This window comes from Actinomyces sp. oral taxon 181 (assembly GCF_018370895.1).
Taxonomy (GTDB): Bacteria; Actinomycetota; Actinomycetes; order Actinomycetales; family Actinomycetaceae; genus Pauljensenia.
Map to the genome: position 1 here is coordinate 30,715 of NZ_JAGYZL010000011.1, position 16,241 is coordinate 46,955.

General features: G+C 52.8%; 13 protein-coding genes and 1 tRNA gene. 12 read left to right on the top strand and 2 right to left on the bottom strand.

Annotated features, from left to right (window positions below):
* Window positions 1-80: 80 nt before the first annotated feature.
* The 10 genes from alaS to KHW85_RS06195 all read left to right on the top strand — a co-directional run bounded on the left by alaS (window position 81) and on the right by KHW85_RS06195 (window position 12,045).
* Window positions 81-2,789 carry an alanine--tRNA ligase gene (gene alaS, locus KHW85_RS06150; protein ID WP_291459198.1) on the top strand — a complete coding sequence of 903 codons (2,709 nt, stop codon included), beginning with the start codon at window positions 81-83 and terminating at the stop codon, window positions 2,787-2,789.
* Window positions 2,789-3,259 (top strand): Holliday junction resolvase RuvX, encoded by a 471-nt coding sequence (ruvX, locus tag KHW85_RS06155; RefSeq protein ID WP_291459199.1) that lies wholly within the window; start codon window positions 2,789-2,791, stop codon window positions 3,257-3,259. The genes alaS and ruvX overlap by 1 nt, the downstream gene beginning before the upstream one ends.
* On the top strand, window positions 3,259-4,668 hold the full coding sequence (mltG, locus tag KHW85_RS06160; protein WP_291459200.1) for an endolytic transglycosylase MltG: 1,410 nt from the start codon (window positions 3,259-3,261) through the stop codon (window positions 4,666-4,668). Before ruvX ends, mltG begins: the two co-directional genes overlap by 1 nt.
* The gene (locus KHW85_RS06165; RefSeq protein ID WP_291459201.1) at window positions 4,668-5,516 is read left to right on the top strand and encodes a shikimate dehydrogenase; all 849 of its coding nucleotides are present in this window, start codon (window positions 4,668-4,670) and stop codon (window positions 5,514-5,516) included. The genes mltG and KHW85_RS06165 overlap by 1 nt, the downstream gene beginning before the upstream one ends.
* 62 nt (window positions 5,517-5,578) lie before the next feature.
* Complete coding sequence (locus KHW85_RS06170; RefSeq protein ID WP_291459202.1) at window positions 5,579-6,265, top strand: prepilin peptidase; 687 nt, start codon at window positions 5,579-5,581, stop codon at window positions 6,263-6,265.
* Window positions 6,266-6,339: 74 nt separating this feature from the next.
* Window positions 6,340-7,212: an indole-3-glycerol phosphate synthase TrpC gene (locus KHW85_RS06175; protein WP_291459203.1), complete on the top strand. Its 873-nt coding sequence runs from the start codon at window positions 6,340-6,342 to the stop codon at window positions 7,210-7,212.
* 48 nt (window positions 7,213-7,260) lie between these two features.
* The gene (gene lgt, locus KHW85_RS06180; protein ID WP_291459204.1) at window positions 7,261-8,208 is read left to right on the top strand and encodes a prolipoprotein diacylglyceryl transferase; all 948 of its coding nucleotides are present in this window, start codon (window positions 7,261-7,263) and stop codon (window positions 8,206-8,208) included.
* Window positions 8,209-8,217: 9 nt separating this feature from the next.
* Window positions 8,218-9,666, top strand: coding sequence for a pyruvate kinase (gene pyk / locus KHW85_RS06185; RefSeq protein WP_291459205.1), 1,449 nt, complete (start codon window positions 8,218-8,220; stop codon window positions 9,664-9,666).
* Window positions 9,667-9,737: 71 nt separating this feature from the next.
* Window positions 9,738-11,681 (top strand): acyltransferase family protein, encoded by a 1,944-nt coding sequence (locus tag KHW85_RS06190; RefSeq protein WP_291459206.1) that lies wholly within the window; start codon window positions 9,738-9,740, stop codon window positions 11,679-11,681.
* A gap of 148 nt (window positions 11,682-11,829) precedes the next feature.
* The gene (locus tag KHW85_RS06195; protein ID WP_291459207.1) at window positions 11,830-12,045 is read left to right on the top strand and encodes a hypothetical protein; all 216 of its coding nucleotides are present in this window, start codon (window positions 11,830-11,832) and stop codon (window positions 12,043-12,045) included.
* A gap of 174 nt (window positions 12,046-12,219) precedes the next feature.
* Here KHW85_RS06195 and KHW85_RS06200 read toward each other — a convergent pair.
* Window positions 12,220-12,296 (bottom strand) — tRNA-Leu (locus tag KHW85_RS06200).
* A 72-nt stretch (window positions 12,297-12,368) separates the two neighbouring features.
* On the opposite strand from KHW85_RS06200, the gene KHW85_RS06205 reads away from it, so the two are divergent.
* Window positions 12,369-12,959: a response regulator gene (locus KHW85_RS06205; RefSeq protein WP_009409463.1), complete on the top strand. Its 591-nt coding sequence runs from the start codon at window positions 12,369-12,371 to the stop codon at window positions 12,957-12,959.
* Window positions 12,960-13,004: 45 nt separating this feature from the next.
* Here the strand turns inward: KHW85_RS06205 and KHW85_RS06210 are convergent, their stop codons facing one another.
* Window positions 13,005-13,424 carry a PaaI family thioesterase gene (locus tag KHW85_RS06210; protein ID WP_291459208.1) on the bottom strand — a complete coding sequence of 140 codons (420 nt, stop codon included), beginning with the start codon at window positions 13,422-13,424 and terminating at the stop codon, window positions 13,005-13,007.
* Window positions 13,425-13,452: 28 nt separating this feature from the next.
* Between KHW85_RS06210 and polA the strand changes: the two genes are divergently transcribed.
* The gene (gene polA, locus KHW85_RS06215) at window positions 13,453-16,137 is read left to right on the top strand and encodes a DNA polymerase I (protein WP_291459209.1); all 2,685 of its coding nucleotides are present in this window, start codon (window positions 13,453-13,455) and stop codon (window positions 16,135-16,137) included.
* The last annotated feature ends 104 nt before the right edge of the window (window positions 16,138-16,241 follow it).

Below are 16,241 nucleotides of genomic sequence, written 5' to 3' on the forward strand. Positions count from 1 at the left end.
TTCCCTCGGGGTCTTGTTCTTTTTGTTGAGTCGTCTTGTCAATACACGATTCTTATTGATGTCCACTACTATGGGGTACTATGCGCACTTCTGAAATTCGTCAACGTTGGCTTGACTACTTTGCATCACAAGGACACGAGATTCGTCCATCTGTTTCTTTGGTGTCTCCTGAGCCTTCTATTTTGTTCACCATCGCTGGTATGGTGCCCTTCATTCCTTACATCACCGGTGTTGAACCGGCGCCTTGGCCCAGGGCTGCATCCGTTCAAAAGTGCATTCGTACGAACGATATCGACAACGTCGGTCGCACGACCCGTCACGGTACCTTCTTCCAGATGAACGGTAATTTCTCCTTCGGTGATTACTTCAAGGAAGGCGCTATTCACTTCGCGTGGGATCTGCTTACTGGTTCGCAATCGGAAGGCAAGTATGGCCTCGACGGCGATCGCATGTGGGTCACCATTTGGGAGAAGGACGACGAGGCATTCGATGTTCTGACCAAGGAGGTCGGAATGGATCCTCGCCACATTGTGCGTCTACCCCGAGAAGAGAACTTCTGGGACACCGGTCAGCCCGGTCCTGCGGGTCCCTGCTGCGAGTGGCACTACGATCGCGGTCCTGCTTATGGTCCCGAGGCCGTGGGCGGCAATGTTGACCCGGGTGGCGACCGCTATCTTGAGCTGTGGAATCTGGTTTTTGACCAGTACATGCGCGGCGAGGGAAGCGGTAAGGATTACCCGCTGCTGGGTGAGCTTGACCAGAAAGCGATCGATACCGGTGCCGGTTTGGAACGCTTGGCCTTCGTCATGCAAGACAAACCGAATATGTACGAGATTGACGAGGTTTATCCCGTTATCGCTGCCGCCGAAGAGATGAGCGGTAAGCAATACGGTCTCGGCGCCGCAGGCCCCGAGGCCGGTGCTGCCTACGACGATGACGTTCGTCTTCGCGTGGTTGCTGATCACGTACGCTCTTCGCTGATGTTGATTGGTGATGGCGTTCGTCCTGGAAATGACGGCCGCGGTTATGTGCTTCGCCGCCTCATTCGACGCGCCGTCCGTTCGATGCGTTTGCTTGGTGTTGATACGGCTACGATGCCGACGCTGCTGACCGCTTCGAAGGACGCGATGAAGGCTTCCTACCCTGAACTCGAGGAGAATTGGGGAACGATTTCTGAAGTGGCATATGCGGAAGAAGACGCCTTCCGTCGCACTCTTACTGCGGGTACCACCATTCTTGATGCCGCAGTTGAGAAGGCAAAGGTCGCTCCGGGTGCTCCGATGATTTCTGGCGAAGCAGCATTTTCACTCCACGATACCTATGGCTTCCCGATTGACCTGACTCTGGAGATGGCATCGGAACAGGGCGTCCACGTTGACGAGGCTGCTTTCCGTGCGCTTATGGAGGAACAGAAGGAACGCGCGCGTGCTGATGCTCGCGCGAAGAAGACCGGCCACACTGACGTTCGTATTTTCCACGATATCGAAAAAGAACTCGGCGGCGGTTCAACTTTTGTTGGCTACACAGAGAGCGCCTCGGACGCACAAGTGGCAGGCCTGCTGGTCGATGGCGTTCCAACCCCTGCGGTTAGTGCGCCTGCTGAAGTTGAAATCATCCTGGACCGAACCCCCTTCTATGCGGAGATGGGTGGTCAGCTCGCTGATCACGGCACCATTCGACTTGCTGATGGCGGTGTGATCGAGGTTCACGACGTACAGGCTCCTGTGCGCGGCCTTTCAGTACACCGCGGCACCCTGACTGAAGGGACTGCGACGCTGGGGGAGAAGGCCTTCGCGCAGATTGACACTGAACGTCGACTCGCTATCGCCCGCGCTCACACAGCAACCCACATGGTTTATGCGGGCCTGCGACGCATTGTTAACAAAGACGCAGAACAAGCAGGTAGCGAGAACTCTCCTTCACGTCTGCGCTTTGATTTCACGAACTCAAGTTCGCTTGGCGAAGGCCAGCTGAACGAAATCGAAAGCCTTGTTAACGAAAAGCTTGCAGAAAATCTTCCTGTGACCACTGAGGTCATGTCTCTTGACGAGGCCAAGCGCTCGGGCGCGATCGCGCTCTTCGGTGAGAAGTACGGTTCTGAGGTCCGTGTGGTCACTATCGGTGACAACTTCGATCGTGAGCTTTGCGGTGGTACTCACGTTCCATCCACTGGTCACCTAGGACGCATCACCGTTTTGGGTGAAGGATCCATTGGCTCGGGTGTTCGCCGAATCGATGCGCTTGTCGGTGATGGGGCCTATTCCTTCCAGGCGAAGGAACACGCTTTAGTTTCGCAACTGACCTCCATGCTGGGTGGTCGCCCAGACGAACTCACGACACGACTTGAGTCTGTCATGACTCGTCTTCGTGACGCAGAGAAGGAGCTTCAAAAGATTCGAGAGCAACAGGCTCTTGCCGAAGCCGCTCTTCTTGCCCAGAATGCCCGTAAGATCGGTAAATTCACCGCGGTTGTTGCGCCCGTTGGTGCTCTTGGCACGGCAGATGAGCTCCGTGCAATGGCAACCGATGTGCGTGAACGTCTGGGTAACGATGGTCCAGTTTTGGTTGCTCTTGCGGCAATTATTAACGGGAAGCCCATGGTGACTGTTGCAACGAACGATCTAGCGCGTCAGCACAGCGCACGCGCGGGACAGTTTGTTCGTCGCGCGGCAAAGATTCTCGGCGGCGGTGGCGGCGGTCGTGATGACCTTGCTCAGGGTGGTGGGTCAAACCCCGCTGCAATTGACGACGCATTGGCGGATGTGAACGAGCAGATTAAAGAGTTGTGATGCGGCCGGGAGTTCGTCTGGCTGTCGATGTTGGGACGGTCAGGGTCGGCCTCGCGCGTAGTGACGCGGGGGGCATCCTGGCTCTTCCTCTCGAAACACTGACACGCCAAGACGATGCTTCAGAAATTAACGAGATTGTTCGCTATGTCCATGAGCTTGAGGTCATTGAAATAATCGTTGGCTTACCGAGGCATATGCGCGGCGGCGAAGGAATTTCGGCAAAGGGCGCACGTCGCTACGCGCGAAAGCTTAAGATGGCTTTACCTGAGTGTCGTGTGTGCTTAGTTGACGAACGCTTAAGCTCATACGAAGGGCATGAGCGTCTTCTCCAAGCTGGAGTTGAACGGCGTGAACATCGTCAGATGATTGATCAGGTGGCTGCGTCTATTATTCTGGAAACAGCTTTGGAAATGGAACGAATGAACGGACGAGCTCCTGGAAAGGAACTTGTCCTTGAGGAAGGACAGTGATGAGCGACAATACGCCCGGATATCCTTTCCCCAAGCGAGCGAGCATTCACCAACGTCGCGCGCAAGAATCTGTACCTCCAGAACCGCAGGTGCATCGTGAGGAATCACAGCCTAGTGATAGCCTTGAGGCATCTCGTACCTCCGCACCCTCACGTGTGAACGACACTGATTTTGATCAGATTGTTCGTCCGGGTAGCCATGAGACTCTTGCTCCAGAAACGGCAGTGGCCACGGGCGTTCCGTCGCGTCGTACTCGACGTGCAGCACATGAAGAGGCGGTGTCCGAGACGACTGGTATGCGGAGCCGACACCTTGCGCAAGAACGGCGTGCGGTTCGCAAACGCAGGCGCCGTCGTTCAATTCGTACATTCGTCGTTCTTCTTCTGACTCTCACGCTCTGTGCTGGTGGAATTTATCTTGCTTACACACAGCTTCGAGGTTCCTCCTCCTCAAGTACTGCGGCTGATGATTTTCCGGGTCCAGGAAATGGTCAAGTTGTCGTGACAATTTATGACGGTGAATCGGGCCAGCAGATTGGACAACGACTTGTCGATGCCGGTGTCGTCAAGTCGCTCTCCGCTTTTATTCGTGCGTTTGAGGCTAATAAGGCTGCTGTCGGGATTCGTCCAGGTAGTTACACCTTGAAGAAAGAGATGAGTGCATCTGGGGCAATCGCCGCGCTCCTTGACGACACGAATCGTATGGATAATACGGTGACTGTTACCCCTGGACAAACGAAGGACCAAGTCGCCGAACAGATTGCTTTAGTGACAGAAATTCCACTTGACCAGGTCAAAACCGCGATGGCGGATGCAACGACTATTGGCTTGCCCGCTGAAGCAAATGGGAATGTTGAAGGATGGCTGGCCCCGGGGTCCTATGAACTTGGAGAGGGAGAGACCGCTGAGTCATTAATTACTCAAATGGTGGCTGCCACCAAGAAGCAACTTGATGACCTCGGTGTGCCTGCGGCAGATCGGGAGAAAGTCCTCACAAAAGCATCGATTCTTGAGCGTGAGGTTCGAAACCCCGAATACTTGCCGATGGTGTCGCGGGTTATTGACAACCGCCTTGCCGATACGAATGGCGAGACCCGCGGGCTGCTACAAATGGATTCGACTGTTCTTTATGGAGTTGGGAAAACCGGTGGTATTCCTACTGCCGAGGACCTTGCTGCTGATAATCGTTACAACACGTATCGAAATCCGGGGCTTCCGCCATCGCCGATTTCTCAGCCGTCTAGGGAGGCCATTAATGCGGCAATTCACCCTGCCGAGGGGAATTGGCTGTACTTTGTGACTGTTGATCTGGACTCTGGAGAAACTCTCTTTGCCGCGACCCATGATGAGCAAACTCAGAATACGAAGCGTCTTGAGGAATATTGTTCAAGCCATCAGGGGAAGTGCTGATGCCTTGGGCGTGCGTCATTGGATCACCCATTGAGCATTCATTGTCTCCGCTGATCCATCGCTGTCTCTGGGATTACGCGGGACTGAATGGGTGGACCTATCTGAAGCATGAAGTCACCGTAGACTCTTTGCCTCAGTGGATCTCTTCCATTGACGATGAATGCGTCGGTGTTTCTATTACGATGCCGTGCAAGAAGGCAGTAATTTCGCTTCTTGATGTCGTCGATCCGCAAGCTGAAGCATTGAATTCGGTCAATACTCTGATTCCTACCGGAAGCTTAAAGACCGGTTTCAATACTGATGTTTACGGAATGAGCCAGGCGATTGAGCTTAGTAGAAGCCACGCCGACCTAGACAGCAGCGGAAGAGCGGTCATCATTGGGTCGGGAGCAACTGCAGCATCAGCACTTGCCGCTGTTGTTTCATTGGGTTTCACAGAGGTGCATGTTGTGGCTCGCGCCTTCCATAACGGGAAAGTCCCTGTTGATTTTCACCGTGTTGCCCTTAATCTCGGCGTTAGCTACCGTGGTCATGATTTGATGCAGCGCGATGAGCTCTCAAGGTGTTGTTCAAGCGCGGATCTCGTCGTTTCGACCCTGCCTTCGGGCGCTCTTGATGCACATGTACCTCAACTTGCATCAATGCCAGAAAAGTCAAGTTTTCTTGATGTCAGCTATGCGCCGCGAGTGACTCCTGCTATCGCTATGTGTCAAGATCGGTCAATCCCCGTTGCCTTTGGGGTAGACATGCTTGTGTATCAAGCCATCATGCAATTTAAGCTGATGACGGGCTTAGAAGCCGACGAACATGCGGTATCTGCTGTCTTTGACTTACTTGGGAAGAACTAAGTATGGGTACGCTTCCGATACTTTTTCCAGCTTTTTCGAGGATTTCGGACAAGTCCTTAGGTGTGGCAGAGTGGAACCTGTTTCTTTCTGTCATTGTCTGGATTACGTATGCAGTGTGGCTTAGTCTGTCTGGGTGGGCAATCCAACGCCGGTACTTTGTCGAGGCGTCACTTACTCCGCTGAAACGAAATGGTGTTGTGTGGGCAGCTGTGCTTGTGGGAGCAGTCGTGCTTGTGGGGGCTCAGGCGCGACCCGCTTCACCTGCTGTAGTGTCACTGACAATGATGGGCACTTTGCTTGGCTATATTGATGCGCGCACGCATAGACTCCCCACTCCGTACGTTCTTGCGCTTGCCTGTGGTGTATTGAGCGGCATCGGAGTGACTATCTACTTTCACCCGCAGCCTTATCTACTTGTTGCGCAGGTAGTTTTTGGGACGTTAATTTGGACCTTGCCTTTATGGCTGGGCACGCTTCCTAAAGGCGGCTTTGGTAAGGGGGATCTTAGGCTTGCGCCGATCCTAGGTTCACTGCTTGGGCTTCTTGGTTGGCATGCTGCACTCTTTGGGCTCTTGTTCTCGATTGTCTCAGCCGCCTGCGCAGCGCTGTGGAAAATCGTTAGCGGCCAAGCTGGCACACGTTCTCGGATTGCTTTTGGCCCCTGGATGATCGGTTCCACTCTTTTGAGCTTCCTTCTGTGGCGTGATGTTTCCACCGATCTTTCATTGTTGTTTCATATTGGCATTTAGCTAAATGTGTGTAATTACCTCTTTTTCTCAATGAGGACTAGCATCAGATTGAGAGTTCACACGAGGAGGTGGCGGTGCTCAAACTTGATGAGGTCATCGCAAACACACAGCGTCAGCGTGCCGTACGCGAAGAACACCTCAGCTTGGATGATTTAAAACGGGAATGTGAGAACATTCCTGATCCTCTACGGCATCCTGAGGAGTTCCTCCGCTCTGATGGTGCAACAGCAGTGATTGCCGAGATTAAACGTGCATCACCATGGGGGGTGTATTCCACGATTGCTGATCCTTCACCGCTCGCACAGGCGTTTGAGCGTGGGGGAGCGGCTATGCTTTCCGTCGTCACTGAATCTTCTTACTTTCGCGGACAGTATTCAGACCTCGCTCGGGTAAAGGCGGTGACAACCTCTCCGATCCTCTGTAAAGACATCATCTTGTCGGCGTATCAGCTTTTTGAAGCACGCCGTAATGGAGCTGACGTAGTGCTTCTTATTGCCCAGTTTCTTTCGGAAGCGGCACTCAATGGTCTTCTTGAACGCGCTCAGTCTCTTGGTATGGGCGTCCTCGTCGAGACACACTCGCGTCTTGATGCCTTGAGGGCGCTTGACGCAGGAGCGCTGATGATTGGTGTTAACGCGCGCGATCTCGCAACAGGATGCGTTGATCGTCACGTCATCGATGAAGTGATTGATGTGGTTCCAACAGGAGTGTTGGCTATTGCGGAATCTGGTGTCCGTGGCCCGAAAGATGTATTTGAATACGCGAGAGCGGGAGCGGATGCAGTTCTTGTCGGTGAAGCACTTATGCGCAGTGATAATCCTGAAGAGCTGGTTGCTGAAATGGTGAGTGCGGGGCATCATCCTTCGCTGCTTGCTGATCGGCGGATGCGTATTCGTGAGGCACATCGTGGTAGTGATGGAAGCTGGAGTGATACTCGCCGTGAATAATCTACTAAGGTAGGAGGAAATAGTTGTTATTCACGAGGACTAGTTTTCATGCGCGCTCTTGCTTTGCCGTCACCGAGTAACGGTGTATGGTATCTGGGTCCGATTCCAATTCGCGCTTATGGCTTGATCATCGCCTGTGCGATTCTGATTTCCGTATATTGGTCCGCTCGGCGTTACCAGAAACGCGGGGGAGACCCGGACCTTTTTTATGATGTGGCACTGTGGGCGGTTCCGGCTGGCATTCTTGGCGCTCGTGTTTATCACGTGATCACTTCACCAGATGCATATTTCGGCCGGGGCGGAAAACCGCTCATGGCTTTCGCGATCTGGAATGGCGGCTTGGGAATTTGGGGCGCGGTCGCAGGCGGGGCACTCGCTGCTTGGTTGCTTGTTCGTCACCGAGGCCAGCGCTTGGGCCCGATTGCAGATTCCCTTGCTGTTCCCCTTCTGGCTGCGCAGGCGCTTGGTCGCTGGGGGAATTGGTTCAATCAAGAACTCTTCGGAGCACCGACGACTCTTCCGTGGGGACTGAGCATTGACAATGCGCATCTTCCCTCGGGTTATGCTCCAGGAACCCTGTTTCACCCGACCTTCCTTTATGAATGCCTATGGAATCTAGCTGGGGTAGCAGTTCTACTGTTGATCGATCGTCAAATCAAGGTGAAGTCGGGTCAGCTCTTTGCTTCGTACATCATGGTTTACACGCTTGGTCGAGTGTGGATTGAGATGCTGCGCATTGATGATGCCCATCATTTCCTGGGACTACGCATTAATGTATGGACTTCGATTGTTGTCTTTTTGCTGGGTTTGATGACTTTTATCATCGCGGGGCGACGCTCTGCTTCTACTCGAGTTGATCCCGTCGAACTGCCCGCGACTTCTCATCCAACTGATCACCAGGATGAAGATTCGGCTACTGAGAAGACCGATGGAGATAAGGGCGATAGTCCTATATCACCGGAAAGTCGCCCTGTCGAAGAGGCCGAGGCACGTTAGGATAGAGACATGCGTCGAGCAAAGATTGTATGCACTATTGGACCCGCGACAGCCTCTGCTGAACAGATCCAGGCTCTGGTTGATGCCGGCATGGATGTCGCCCGTATTAACCGTTCCCACGGTACCGCTGAAGAGCATGAGGAAGTCGTTGAGCGCGTTCGCCGAGCTGCACAGAATTCAGGCCGAGGCGTCGCCGTTCTTGTTGACCTTCAGGGGCCCAAGATTCGTCTTGAAACTTTCGAAGAGGGACCTCAGTATCTCGAAATTGGCGATACTTTCACCATCACTATCCGCGATGTTCCTGGAACCAAAGAACTCGTTGGGACAACCTTTAAGGGGCTGCCTGGTGACTGTGCTCCCGGCGATCGCCTGCTGATTGACGACGGTAACGTTGCAGTTCGAGTTGTCGAGGTGACTGATACAGATGTCGTTACTCGCGTGGAGGTTCCCGGTTATGTTTCTGACCACAAGGGCTTGAATCTTCCGGGTGTCGCCGTTTCGGTTCCGGCGATGAGTGCGAAGGATGAAGAAGACCTACGTTGGGGTATCAAGATCGACGCGGACTTCATTGCTTTGTCTTTCGTCCGGTCTGCGTCTGATATCGATTCTGTTCATGCAATTATGGATGAGTGCGGGAAGCGCCTTCCGGTCATTGCTAAGATTGAAAAGCCTCAGGCTGTAGACGCTCTTTCTGAGATCGTCGATGCCTTTGACGGAATTATGGTCGCGCGCGGCGACCTCGGTGTGGAAATGCCGCTTGAAGACGTTCCGCTGGTTCAAAAGCGCGCAATTGAGTTGGCACGCCGTGCCGCTAAGCCCGTGATCGTCGCGACGCAGGTTATGGACTCGATGATTAAGAATCCTCGACCGACCCGTGCAGAAGCATCTGACTGTGCAAACGCGATTCTTGATGGTGCAGACGCGGTTATGCTTTCTGGTGAAACTTCAGTTGGTGCTTATCCGATCGAAGCAGTACGAACCATGGCTCGTATTATCGAGGCAACAGAGGAAAATGGCGGAGAGCGCATTGCACCTATGACGCCTATCGAGCTTGATCGCGCCTCCGCAATCTGCGGTGCTGCCGCGATCATTGCTGAGAAGCTGGATGCCCGTTATCTTGTGACTTTCACTCAATCGGGAACCTCTGCGCGTCTGCTTTCTCGCCTGCGCACACCTATCCCGATGCTTGCCTTTACTCCCTTGGAATCCACCCGTCGACAGCTCGCATTGTCTTGGGGTATCCACGCTTATCGCGTTCCTGAGGTGAGACACACAGACGATATGGTCTGGCAGGTAGATCAGGTTGCCCAATCCGCACGTCTTGCAGAGGTCGGCGATGAAATGGTGATCGTTGCTGGTATGCCGCCGGGGACTCCCGGTTCTTCCAATCTCCTGCGCGTCCATCGCTTGGGAGACGAGGTCGACTACGCTATCGGTGGATCGCGTAGCGACGCTTAGTATCTGTAGATCTGAGGGTGGGCAGGCCGGGAGGTCTACCCACCCTCGTACTCTGAGGAGTTTATTGAGCCATGACAACGGTGCCACGGTTATCTCACGACAAGAGTGATACCAATATCGCGAGTGAAACCGTACAGAAGAATACTTCTTATCTGACCGGTGTCAATGGCCTTAGGGCACTGGGAATCATTGCGGTAATTCTTTACCATATCCGGCCGAGCTCGCCTGCTCCCGGAGGTTTCATCGGGGTCACATTGTTCTTTGTGATTTCTGGCTTCCTAGTCACCCGTTCGCTTCTTCGCGAGTTGGACGTTGAACATGAGATTGCGCTCGGCCGTTACCTTATTCGACGCTTCTCCCGCCTATGGCCATCAATGGTGGTTGTTACTGCTTTTTCAGCCATTGCGTCATTTGTGTTTTCTCCTTCCTTACTTGTGAAGATGCATGACGATGCCATTCCGGCACTTGCGTTTTTCTCAAACTGGTTTTACATCTTCCGGCAAGTTCCGTATTTTGCGCAGGCAGGATTACCGTCACCTTTAACTCATCTTTGGTTTGTCGCTGTGATCATGCAGTTTTACCTGCTGGCTCCCGTAATTGTCTTACTGCTCAAAGAGCTTTTCCGCTCGCGTCTCCATGCATCTATCGCCCTTATCGTCTTGGCATGTCTTTCTGCCGTTGAAATGGCGCTTCTCTTTGTGCCTGGGACCGATTCTTCTCGTGTCTACTACGGTCTTGATACGCGTCTGGCTGAGCTTTTAGTTGGTATGGCACTTGCTTTCGTTGATTCTTATGTTGTGAATGCGTCTCCTCGCGTGCGCACTCTTCTTTCGCTTTCGTCGTGGCTTGGTTTAGGTTTCCTTGTCCTCGTATCCATTTACGCACGCGGCTATATGACGTGGCTCTATCGTGGCGGTTTCTTCTTCTCGGCCTTGGTGAGCGCGTTGTTAATCTGCGGTGCGATGGTTCCCGGGGCTTTCTCTCGCCTACTCTCATTTCGCCCGATTCAGCTGATTGCTTCACGTTCGATGAGCGCCTATATCTGGCACTACCCTCTGATCCTTCTGATGAACCCTGCACGCAGAACCTCTGCACTTCCTTGGTGGGGATGGGCTCTCGAACTTACACTTTTCCTCTGCGTTGTCGAGGCCGCCTATCGCTTTGTTGAGAAGGCGCCATCTTGGGCGAGCGTACAGACCTGGCGAGCACTTCGAGGAGGAAAGCAAGAGAGCCGTCGTGTGCGAGCGTGTGCGTCGCTACTCGTCGGCAGCTTAACCTTGAGCCTCGTGACCGCTTGCGTTCCCAGTCATGTTTTAGAGTCTGGGTCGAAGAAAGTTTCGTCAACTCTTGCTTCGCCGACTCCCTCTGCCCCGCAAGCTGAGCCTTCTACTGCTCAAACGGAAACGTCGACGACCCCAATGCCAACGCAGCCTCGTTTCCATGAGAAGAATGGCAAGGCTATCGAGCCGCAGGCCGCGGTTATTCCCGATAACTATGATCCCTCGCAATGGCAGTGCTCAGATGAACATGGCACATGTTCTGTTCCCTTTGTGCTAATTGGAGATTCTGTAGCGGAAGGTGCAAGTTATTACTGGATTCCGGCGGTATTTCCCGATTCCTTTACCGACACGGAGGTTGGGCGCTCCTTTGAGAAGGGGATAGCAGTTTATCGTGAGGATCTCGCACAAGGCCACGATGGCATGCCGGTGATTGTTGCACTTGGTGGCAATGGGCCGATCACCTCTGTGGAGTCTGCGGTCCCGCTCATCGAGGCGGCGGGGGAGAGACCAATCTTCTTCGTTACCGTGCGAGCACCCCATCCTTTCCAGGATGAGAATAATGCGTTGATGTACAAGCTTGCTGAGAAGTATCCCCAGGTCGGTATTCTCGATTGGTATAAGTTCAGTGAGGGGCATGATGACTATTTCTATGATGATGGACAGCATCTAACAGAAGATGGTCGTAAAGCCTATGTGCGAATGATCGAGTACGGCCTCATGGGGCAGGATAATTAGACACATTCTGATCATTGTGGAATACCTATCTGTTCATCCACGTTGGATGACATATAAGGCTTTTGCCTTGAACGTATCTACATGCGGTTGCCTGCGCACCTTGAGCGCATATCCGTAGATACAGATGAAGAATGAAGAGGAGGAAGAAATGAATCAACTCAATACGAAAATCTCGGTCCGTGCGGCTTACGGTCGCCAGCAAGCTCTGAATCTGCCAGTGGCTCAACTCAGCGATGCCGTTCGCCCCTGGTATTCAGACTGGAACGATCAGCGAATTCAAGAGGCGCTCGATAATTTGGCGCATCCTGAAATGCGTGATCGAGCTGCACGCTTCTTGGGTTTGGAACTTATCCCCGCTGCCTGAGATGTGATTTGTCTCTCTAAAGCAACTCCGTCAACCATGTTGGTTGGCGGAGTTGATTCATAAACTGTCTATTTTGTTGCAATTTCCACAGTGTAAAACGGCATAAGCTCAAAGAAAAAGCGGCTTAAAAGTTTTGGAAACTTTTAAGCCGCAAAGTGTCAGATCTAGACGTCCTGGTACCCCGAGTGGGATTCGAACCCACAACAAGCCGGGTTTGAGCCGACCGCCTCTGCCAGTTGGGCTATCGGGGCAGCACACAAGTGCGCTAATAAGGATAAGATATAACCAGCGCTTGTGACAAACTATCGGACAAGGAAGACGACATGAGTGAAGAAGCTACTGAGCCGCGACGGGTGCTTGTTGCGGAGGATGAAGGATTAATCCGCCTGGATATCGTTGAGACGCTAAGCGGTGCAGGCTTTGAAATTGTTGGTGAAGCTTCGAACGGTGAAGAAGCCGTAAAGCTTGCCCTTGAGTTGGAGCCTGACCTTTGTGTTATGGACGTCAAGATGCCGAAGATGGATGGCATCACTGCTGCGGAGAAGATCCTTGCGGAGCTTTCTTGTGCGGTTGTCATGCTCACTGCCTTCAGTCAGACAGAACTAGTTGAGCGTGCTCGTGATGCTGGAGCAATGGCGTATGTCGTAAAGCCCTTTACGCCAGCCGATCTGATCCCAGCTGTGGAGATTGCGCTTTCCCGTCATCAAGAGATTGAATCCCTTGAAGAAGAGGTTGCCGACCTAGCTGATCGTTTTGAAACCCGTAAGCGTGTTGACCGTGCTAAGGGCCTTCTCATGAAGAACATGGGAATGACGGAACCCGATGCGTTCCGTTGGATCCAAAAGACCTCGATGGACCGTCGCCTGTCCATGCGTGAAGTTGCAGACGCGGTTATTAACCAGGTTGAAGGTTAAGAACTTTCGATCGACGAGTGGGCGCGGGTATTACCCGCGCCCTTTTTACTTGTTGAGAATCCGGTTGGATACGTGCGCAACGGCGATGAGTTGCTGATCTTCGTCCGTAATACGGACTGTATGAACTGTTGAGCTTCGTCCGAGATGGAGTGCCTCAGCCGTCGCTCGGATCAATGATCCTCGGCCAGCTTTTAAATGAGAAATATTGAGTTCGACGCCAACTGCAACTGCATTGTCTCCCATAAGCCTGTGGGCGTGGAGAATCGCAGAATGTGAAGCGGCGGTTTCAGCCAAGGCCGCACTGGCACCACCATGAAGAAGGCCCTGGGGCTGGGTGTTACCAGAAATTGGCATCTCGATAACGGTGCGCTCCGGGCTCTGCGAAAGAATACGCATGCCCATCCGATTCATCAGTGTGTCTTGCCAGCTTTTAGGCAGACCAATTTCGCCATTCGAGGTGTGCATCGTGCCCTCTCGCCGTAGTGTGTCTTCTATGAAGGAGACCCTGCTTGTTATCGATGGTCATTCAATGGCCTTTCGTGCATTCTATGCCCTACCGGTAGAGAAATTTGTGACTGCGCAAGGACAGCATACGAATGCGGTATATGGCTTCGCCTCGATGCTGATTAAGATTCTCGAGAAATACCAACCGAGCCATGTTGCGGTCGCCTTTGATGTTTCCCGGCATTCCTTCAGGACTGAGGAATATCCCGAATATAAGGGAACTCGTGATGCAACCCCCGAGGAGTTCAAAGGACAGATTGAGCTAATCAGGGATCTTCTCAGTGCAATGGGTATTCGCTCGCTCTCTCGCGAGGGCTTCGAAGCGGACGATTTTCTTGCAACTCTGGCTCATCGAGGCGCGCAGGCAGACATGCGCGTTTTCGTCGTTTCCGGAGACCGGGATAGCTTCCAGACAGTTACCGATACTGTCACAGTGCTTTATCCCGGATTAACCCCGGGGGATCTTCGTGAGATGACTCCGGAGCGTATTGAGGATAAATATGGTGTTCCTCCGTACCGATACCCAGAAATTGCTGCTTTGGTCGGCGAGGCCTCGGACAATCTTCCGGGCGTCCCGGGGGTTGGCCCCAAGACTGCGGCTCAATGGGTTAACCGCTTCGATGGCCTCGATAATCTCTTAGAGAATGCTGATCAAGTGACAGGAAAGCGGGGAGAGGCCCTTCGTGAGCACGTCGAAGATGTTCGTCGAAACCGCCGACTCAATCACCTTCTGACCGATATGGATCTCGAATGTGAATTGGACGATTTGCGTCGTAACGTGACAGATCGGCAGTCGCTTGCGGCTCTCTGTGATGCGCTGGAATTTCGTTCGCTCCGCTCTAAGATCCTTACAGTCGCCAGTATCGGCCTTGGGAAAGTGGAGCAAAGCGAGGAACAGAGTGTTTCTCAATCTGAAGTTGCGGTGCGCGAAGTATCAGTGACGGTTGCAGATGATCGGACCAAGCTCAGTCAGTGGCGTCAGGACCATCCTGGGAGCCTGTCCCTCTTTGTTGACGGTGTACTAAAAGTTAATGGCGCGGAGGTAAACACCCTTACTTTTGCTACTGCTGATGAGGCGCTTGTCATTGATCCGACACTGCTTACAGCTCAGCAGGATGCTCAACTCACATCGCTTATTTCAGAAGATGGGCTCATTGTCTACGACTTCAAAGGCAGCATCCATGCGTTGCGAGCGCGGGGGTGGGAACTTGGAAATCCTTACTGCGACCTTCTTCTCGCTGCATATTTAGTGAATTCTGAGCACCGTGGTTACAAGCTTTCCCAGTTGTTCTCTCGTTACTTGGGTATTGATGAAGAAGAGAAGAAGAGTGAGACAACGCTCTTTGACATGGGGATTACTGAGGAGCGAGCACACGAACTTGGAGTGGCTGCAGGGCGTATGCACCCGCTTGCTGCGATCCTTATCTCGAAGTTGGAAGAGAGCGAGCAAGCTCGTCTCCTTGAACAACTGGAACAGCCAATCGCTCGACTGTTAGCGCAGATGGAACAATATGGAATCGGTGTTGATGAGGAATTCCTCCGCTCGCTCTCGTACGAGTTGGCCTCAGATGTTGAGTCTGCACAACGCAGCGCATGGGAGGTCTTGGGACATGAAGTAAACCTCTCATCTCCTAAACAACTTCAGACGGTTCTCTTTGATGAGCTCGACCTGCCAAAAACAAAGAAGACAAAGACCGGATACACGACTAATGCTGAAGCATTGACGGATCTGTTTGAGCGTACGGGGAATGAATTTCTGCGCCATCTTCTGGTACACCGTGACCGGATTAAGCTCAAGCAGATGGTTGATGGACTCAACGCATGCATTGGGGATGACCAACGCATACACACCACTTTCTCTCAGACTGCAGCTGCTACGGGACGTCTTGCCTCTTCGGACCCAAACCTACAGAACATTCCGGCGCGTTCTGCTGATGGCTTGCGTATCCGCGCTGGTTTTGTCGCGAAGCGGCCCTATGTTGACCTGATGAGCGCTGATTACTCGCAGATCGAAATGCGCATCATGGCGCATCTATCGCAGGATCAAGGCCTGATCGAGGCCTTTAATTCTGGGGAGGACCTTCACCGCACCATGGCAGCCATGGTCTTCGGTGTAGATCCGGCAGATGTGACCTCAGAAGAACGCTCGCGTATTAAGGCAACTTCATACGGTTTGGCCTATGGCCTGTCAGCTTATGGTCTTTCAGCGCAGCTGCAGATTCCGGTTCACGAGGCCTCGGCTTTGCGTGATCGCTATTTCGAGCGTTTCGGCGGAGTTCTTGACTACCTTGAAAGCCTTGTTGATCAAGCGCGTAAGGATGGATGGACTCAGACTATCTGCGGACGTCGGAGATATCTGCCTGATCTTCACTCGGCAAATAGGACGCGCCGTGAAATGGCTGAACGTGCAGCATTGAATGCTCCAATCCAAGGAAGTGCGGCGGACATCGTCAAAATGGCGATGCTCGATGTCCAAAATCGTCTTGACCACAGTGATCTTTCATCGAGGATGCTCGTTCAAATCCATGACGAATTACTGTTTGAGATTGCCCCAAGTGAGGAAGAACAACTTCGTCAACTTGTCCATGATGGAATGGAAGGCGTGATGAAGTTGAGGGTGCCGCTAGAAGTCGCGATTGGTGTTGGTAAGACATGGAAGGATGCTGCGCACTAGGAGAGGTGGACTTTTAGCCCTATTCTGTTAGAATGCTCAAGGTACTGCTACGTGCAATAGCCATTTGCACTGTGCAGCCGCAATTGTCCATATCTAGTAATACG

Bases quoted from the DNA above. Each gene is read 5' to 3' on its own strand.
- alaS (WP_291459198.1), top strand. From the start codon at position 81: ATGCGCACTTCTGAAATTCGTCAACGTTGGCTTGACTACTTTGCATCA.
- ruvX (WP_291459199.1), top strand. From the start codon at position 2,789: ATGCGGCCGGGAGTTCGTCTGGCTGTCGATGTTGGGACGGTCAGGGTC.
- mltG (WP_291459200.1), top strand. From the start codon at position 3,259: ATGAGCGACAATACGCCCGGATATCCTTTCCCCAAGCGAGCGAGCATT.
- KHW85_RS06165 (WP_291459201.1), top strand. From the start codon at position 4,668: ATGCCTTGGGCGTGCGTCATTGGATCACCCATTGAGCATTCATTGTCT.
- lgt (WP_291459204.1), top strand. From the start codon at position 7,261: ATGCGCGCTCTTGCTTTGCCGTCACCGAGTAACGGTGTATGGTATCTG.
- pyk (WP_291459205.1), top strand. From the start codon at position 8,218: ATGCGTCGAGCAAAGATTGTATGCACTATTGGACCCGCGACAGCCTCT.
- KHW85_RS06190 (WP_291459206.1), top strand. From the start codon at position 9,738: ATGACAACGGTGCCACGGTTATCTCACGACAAGAGTGATACCAATATC.
- KHW85_RS06195 (WP_291459207.1), top strand. From the start codon at position 11,830: ATGAATCAACTCAATACGAAAATCTCGGTCCGTGCGGCTTACGGTCGC.
- KHW85_RS06205 (WP_009409463.1), top strand. From the start codon at position 12,369: ATGAGTGAAGAAGCTACTGAGCCGCGACGGGTGCTTGTTGCGGAGGAT.
- KHW85_RS06210 (WP_291459208.1), bottom strand. From the start codon at position 13,424: ATGCACACCTCGAATGGCGAAATTGGTCTGCCTAAAAGCTGGCAAGAC.
- polA (WP_291459209.1), top strand. From the start codon at position 13,453: ATGAAGGAGACCCTGCTTGTTATCGATGGTCATTCAATGGCCTTTCGT.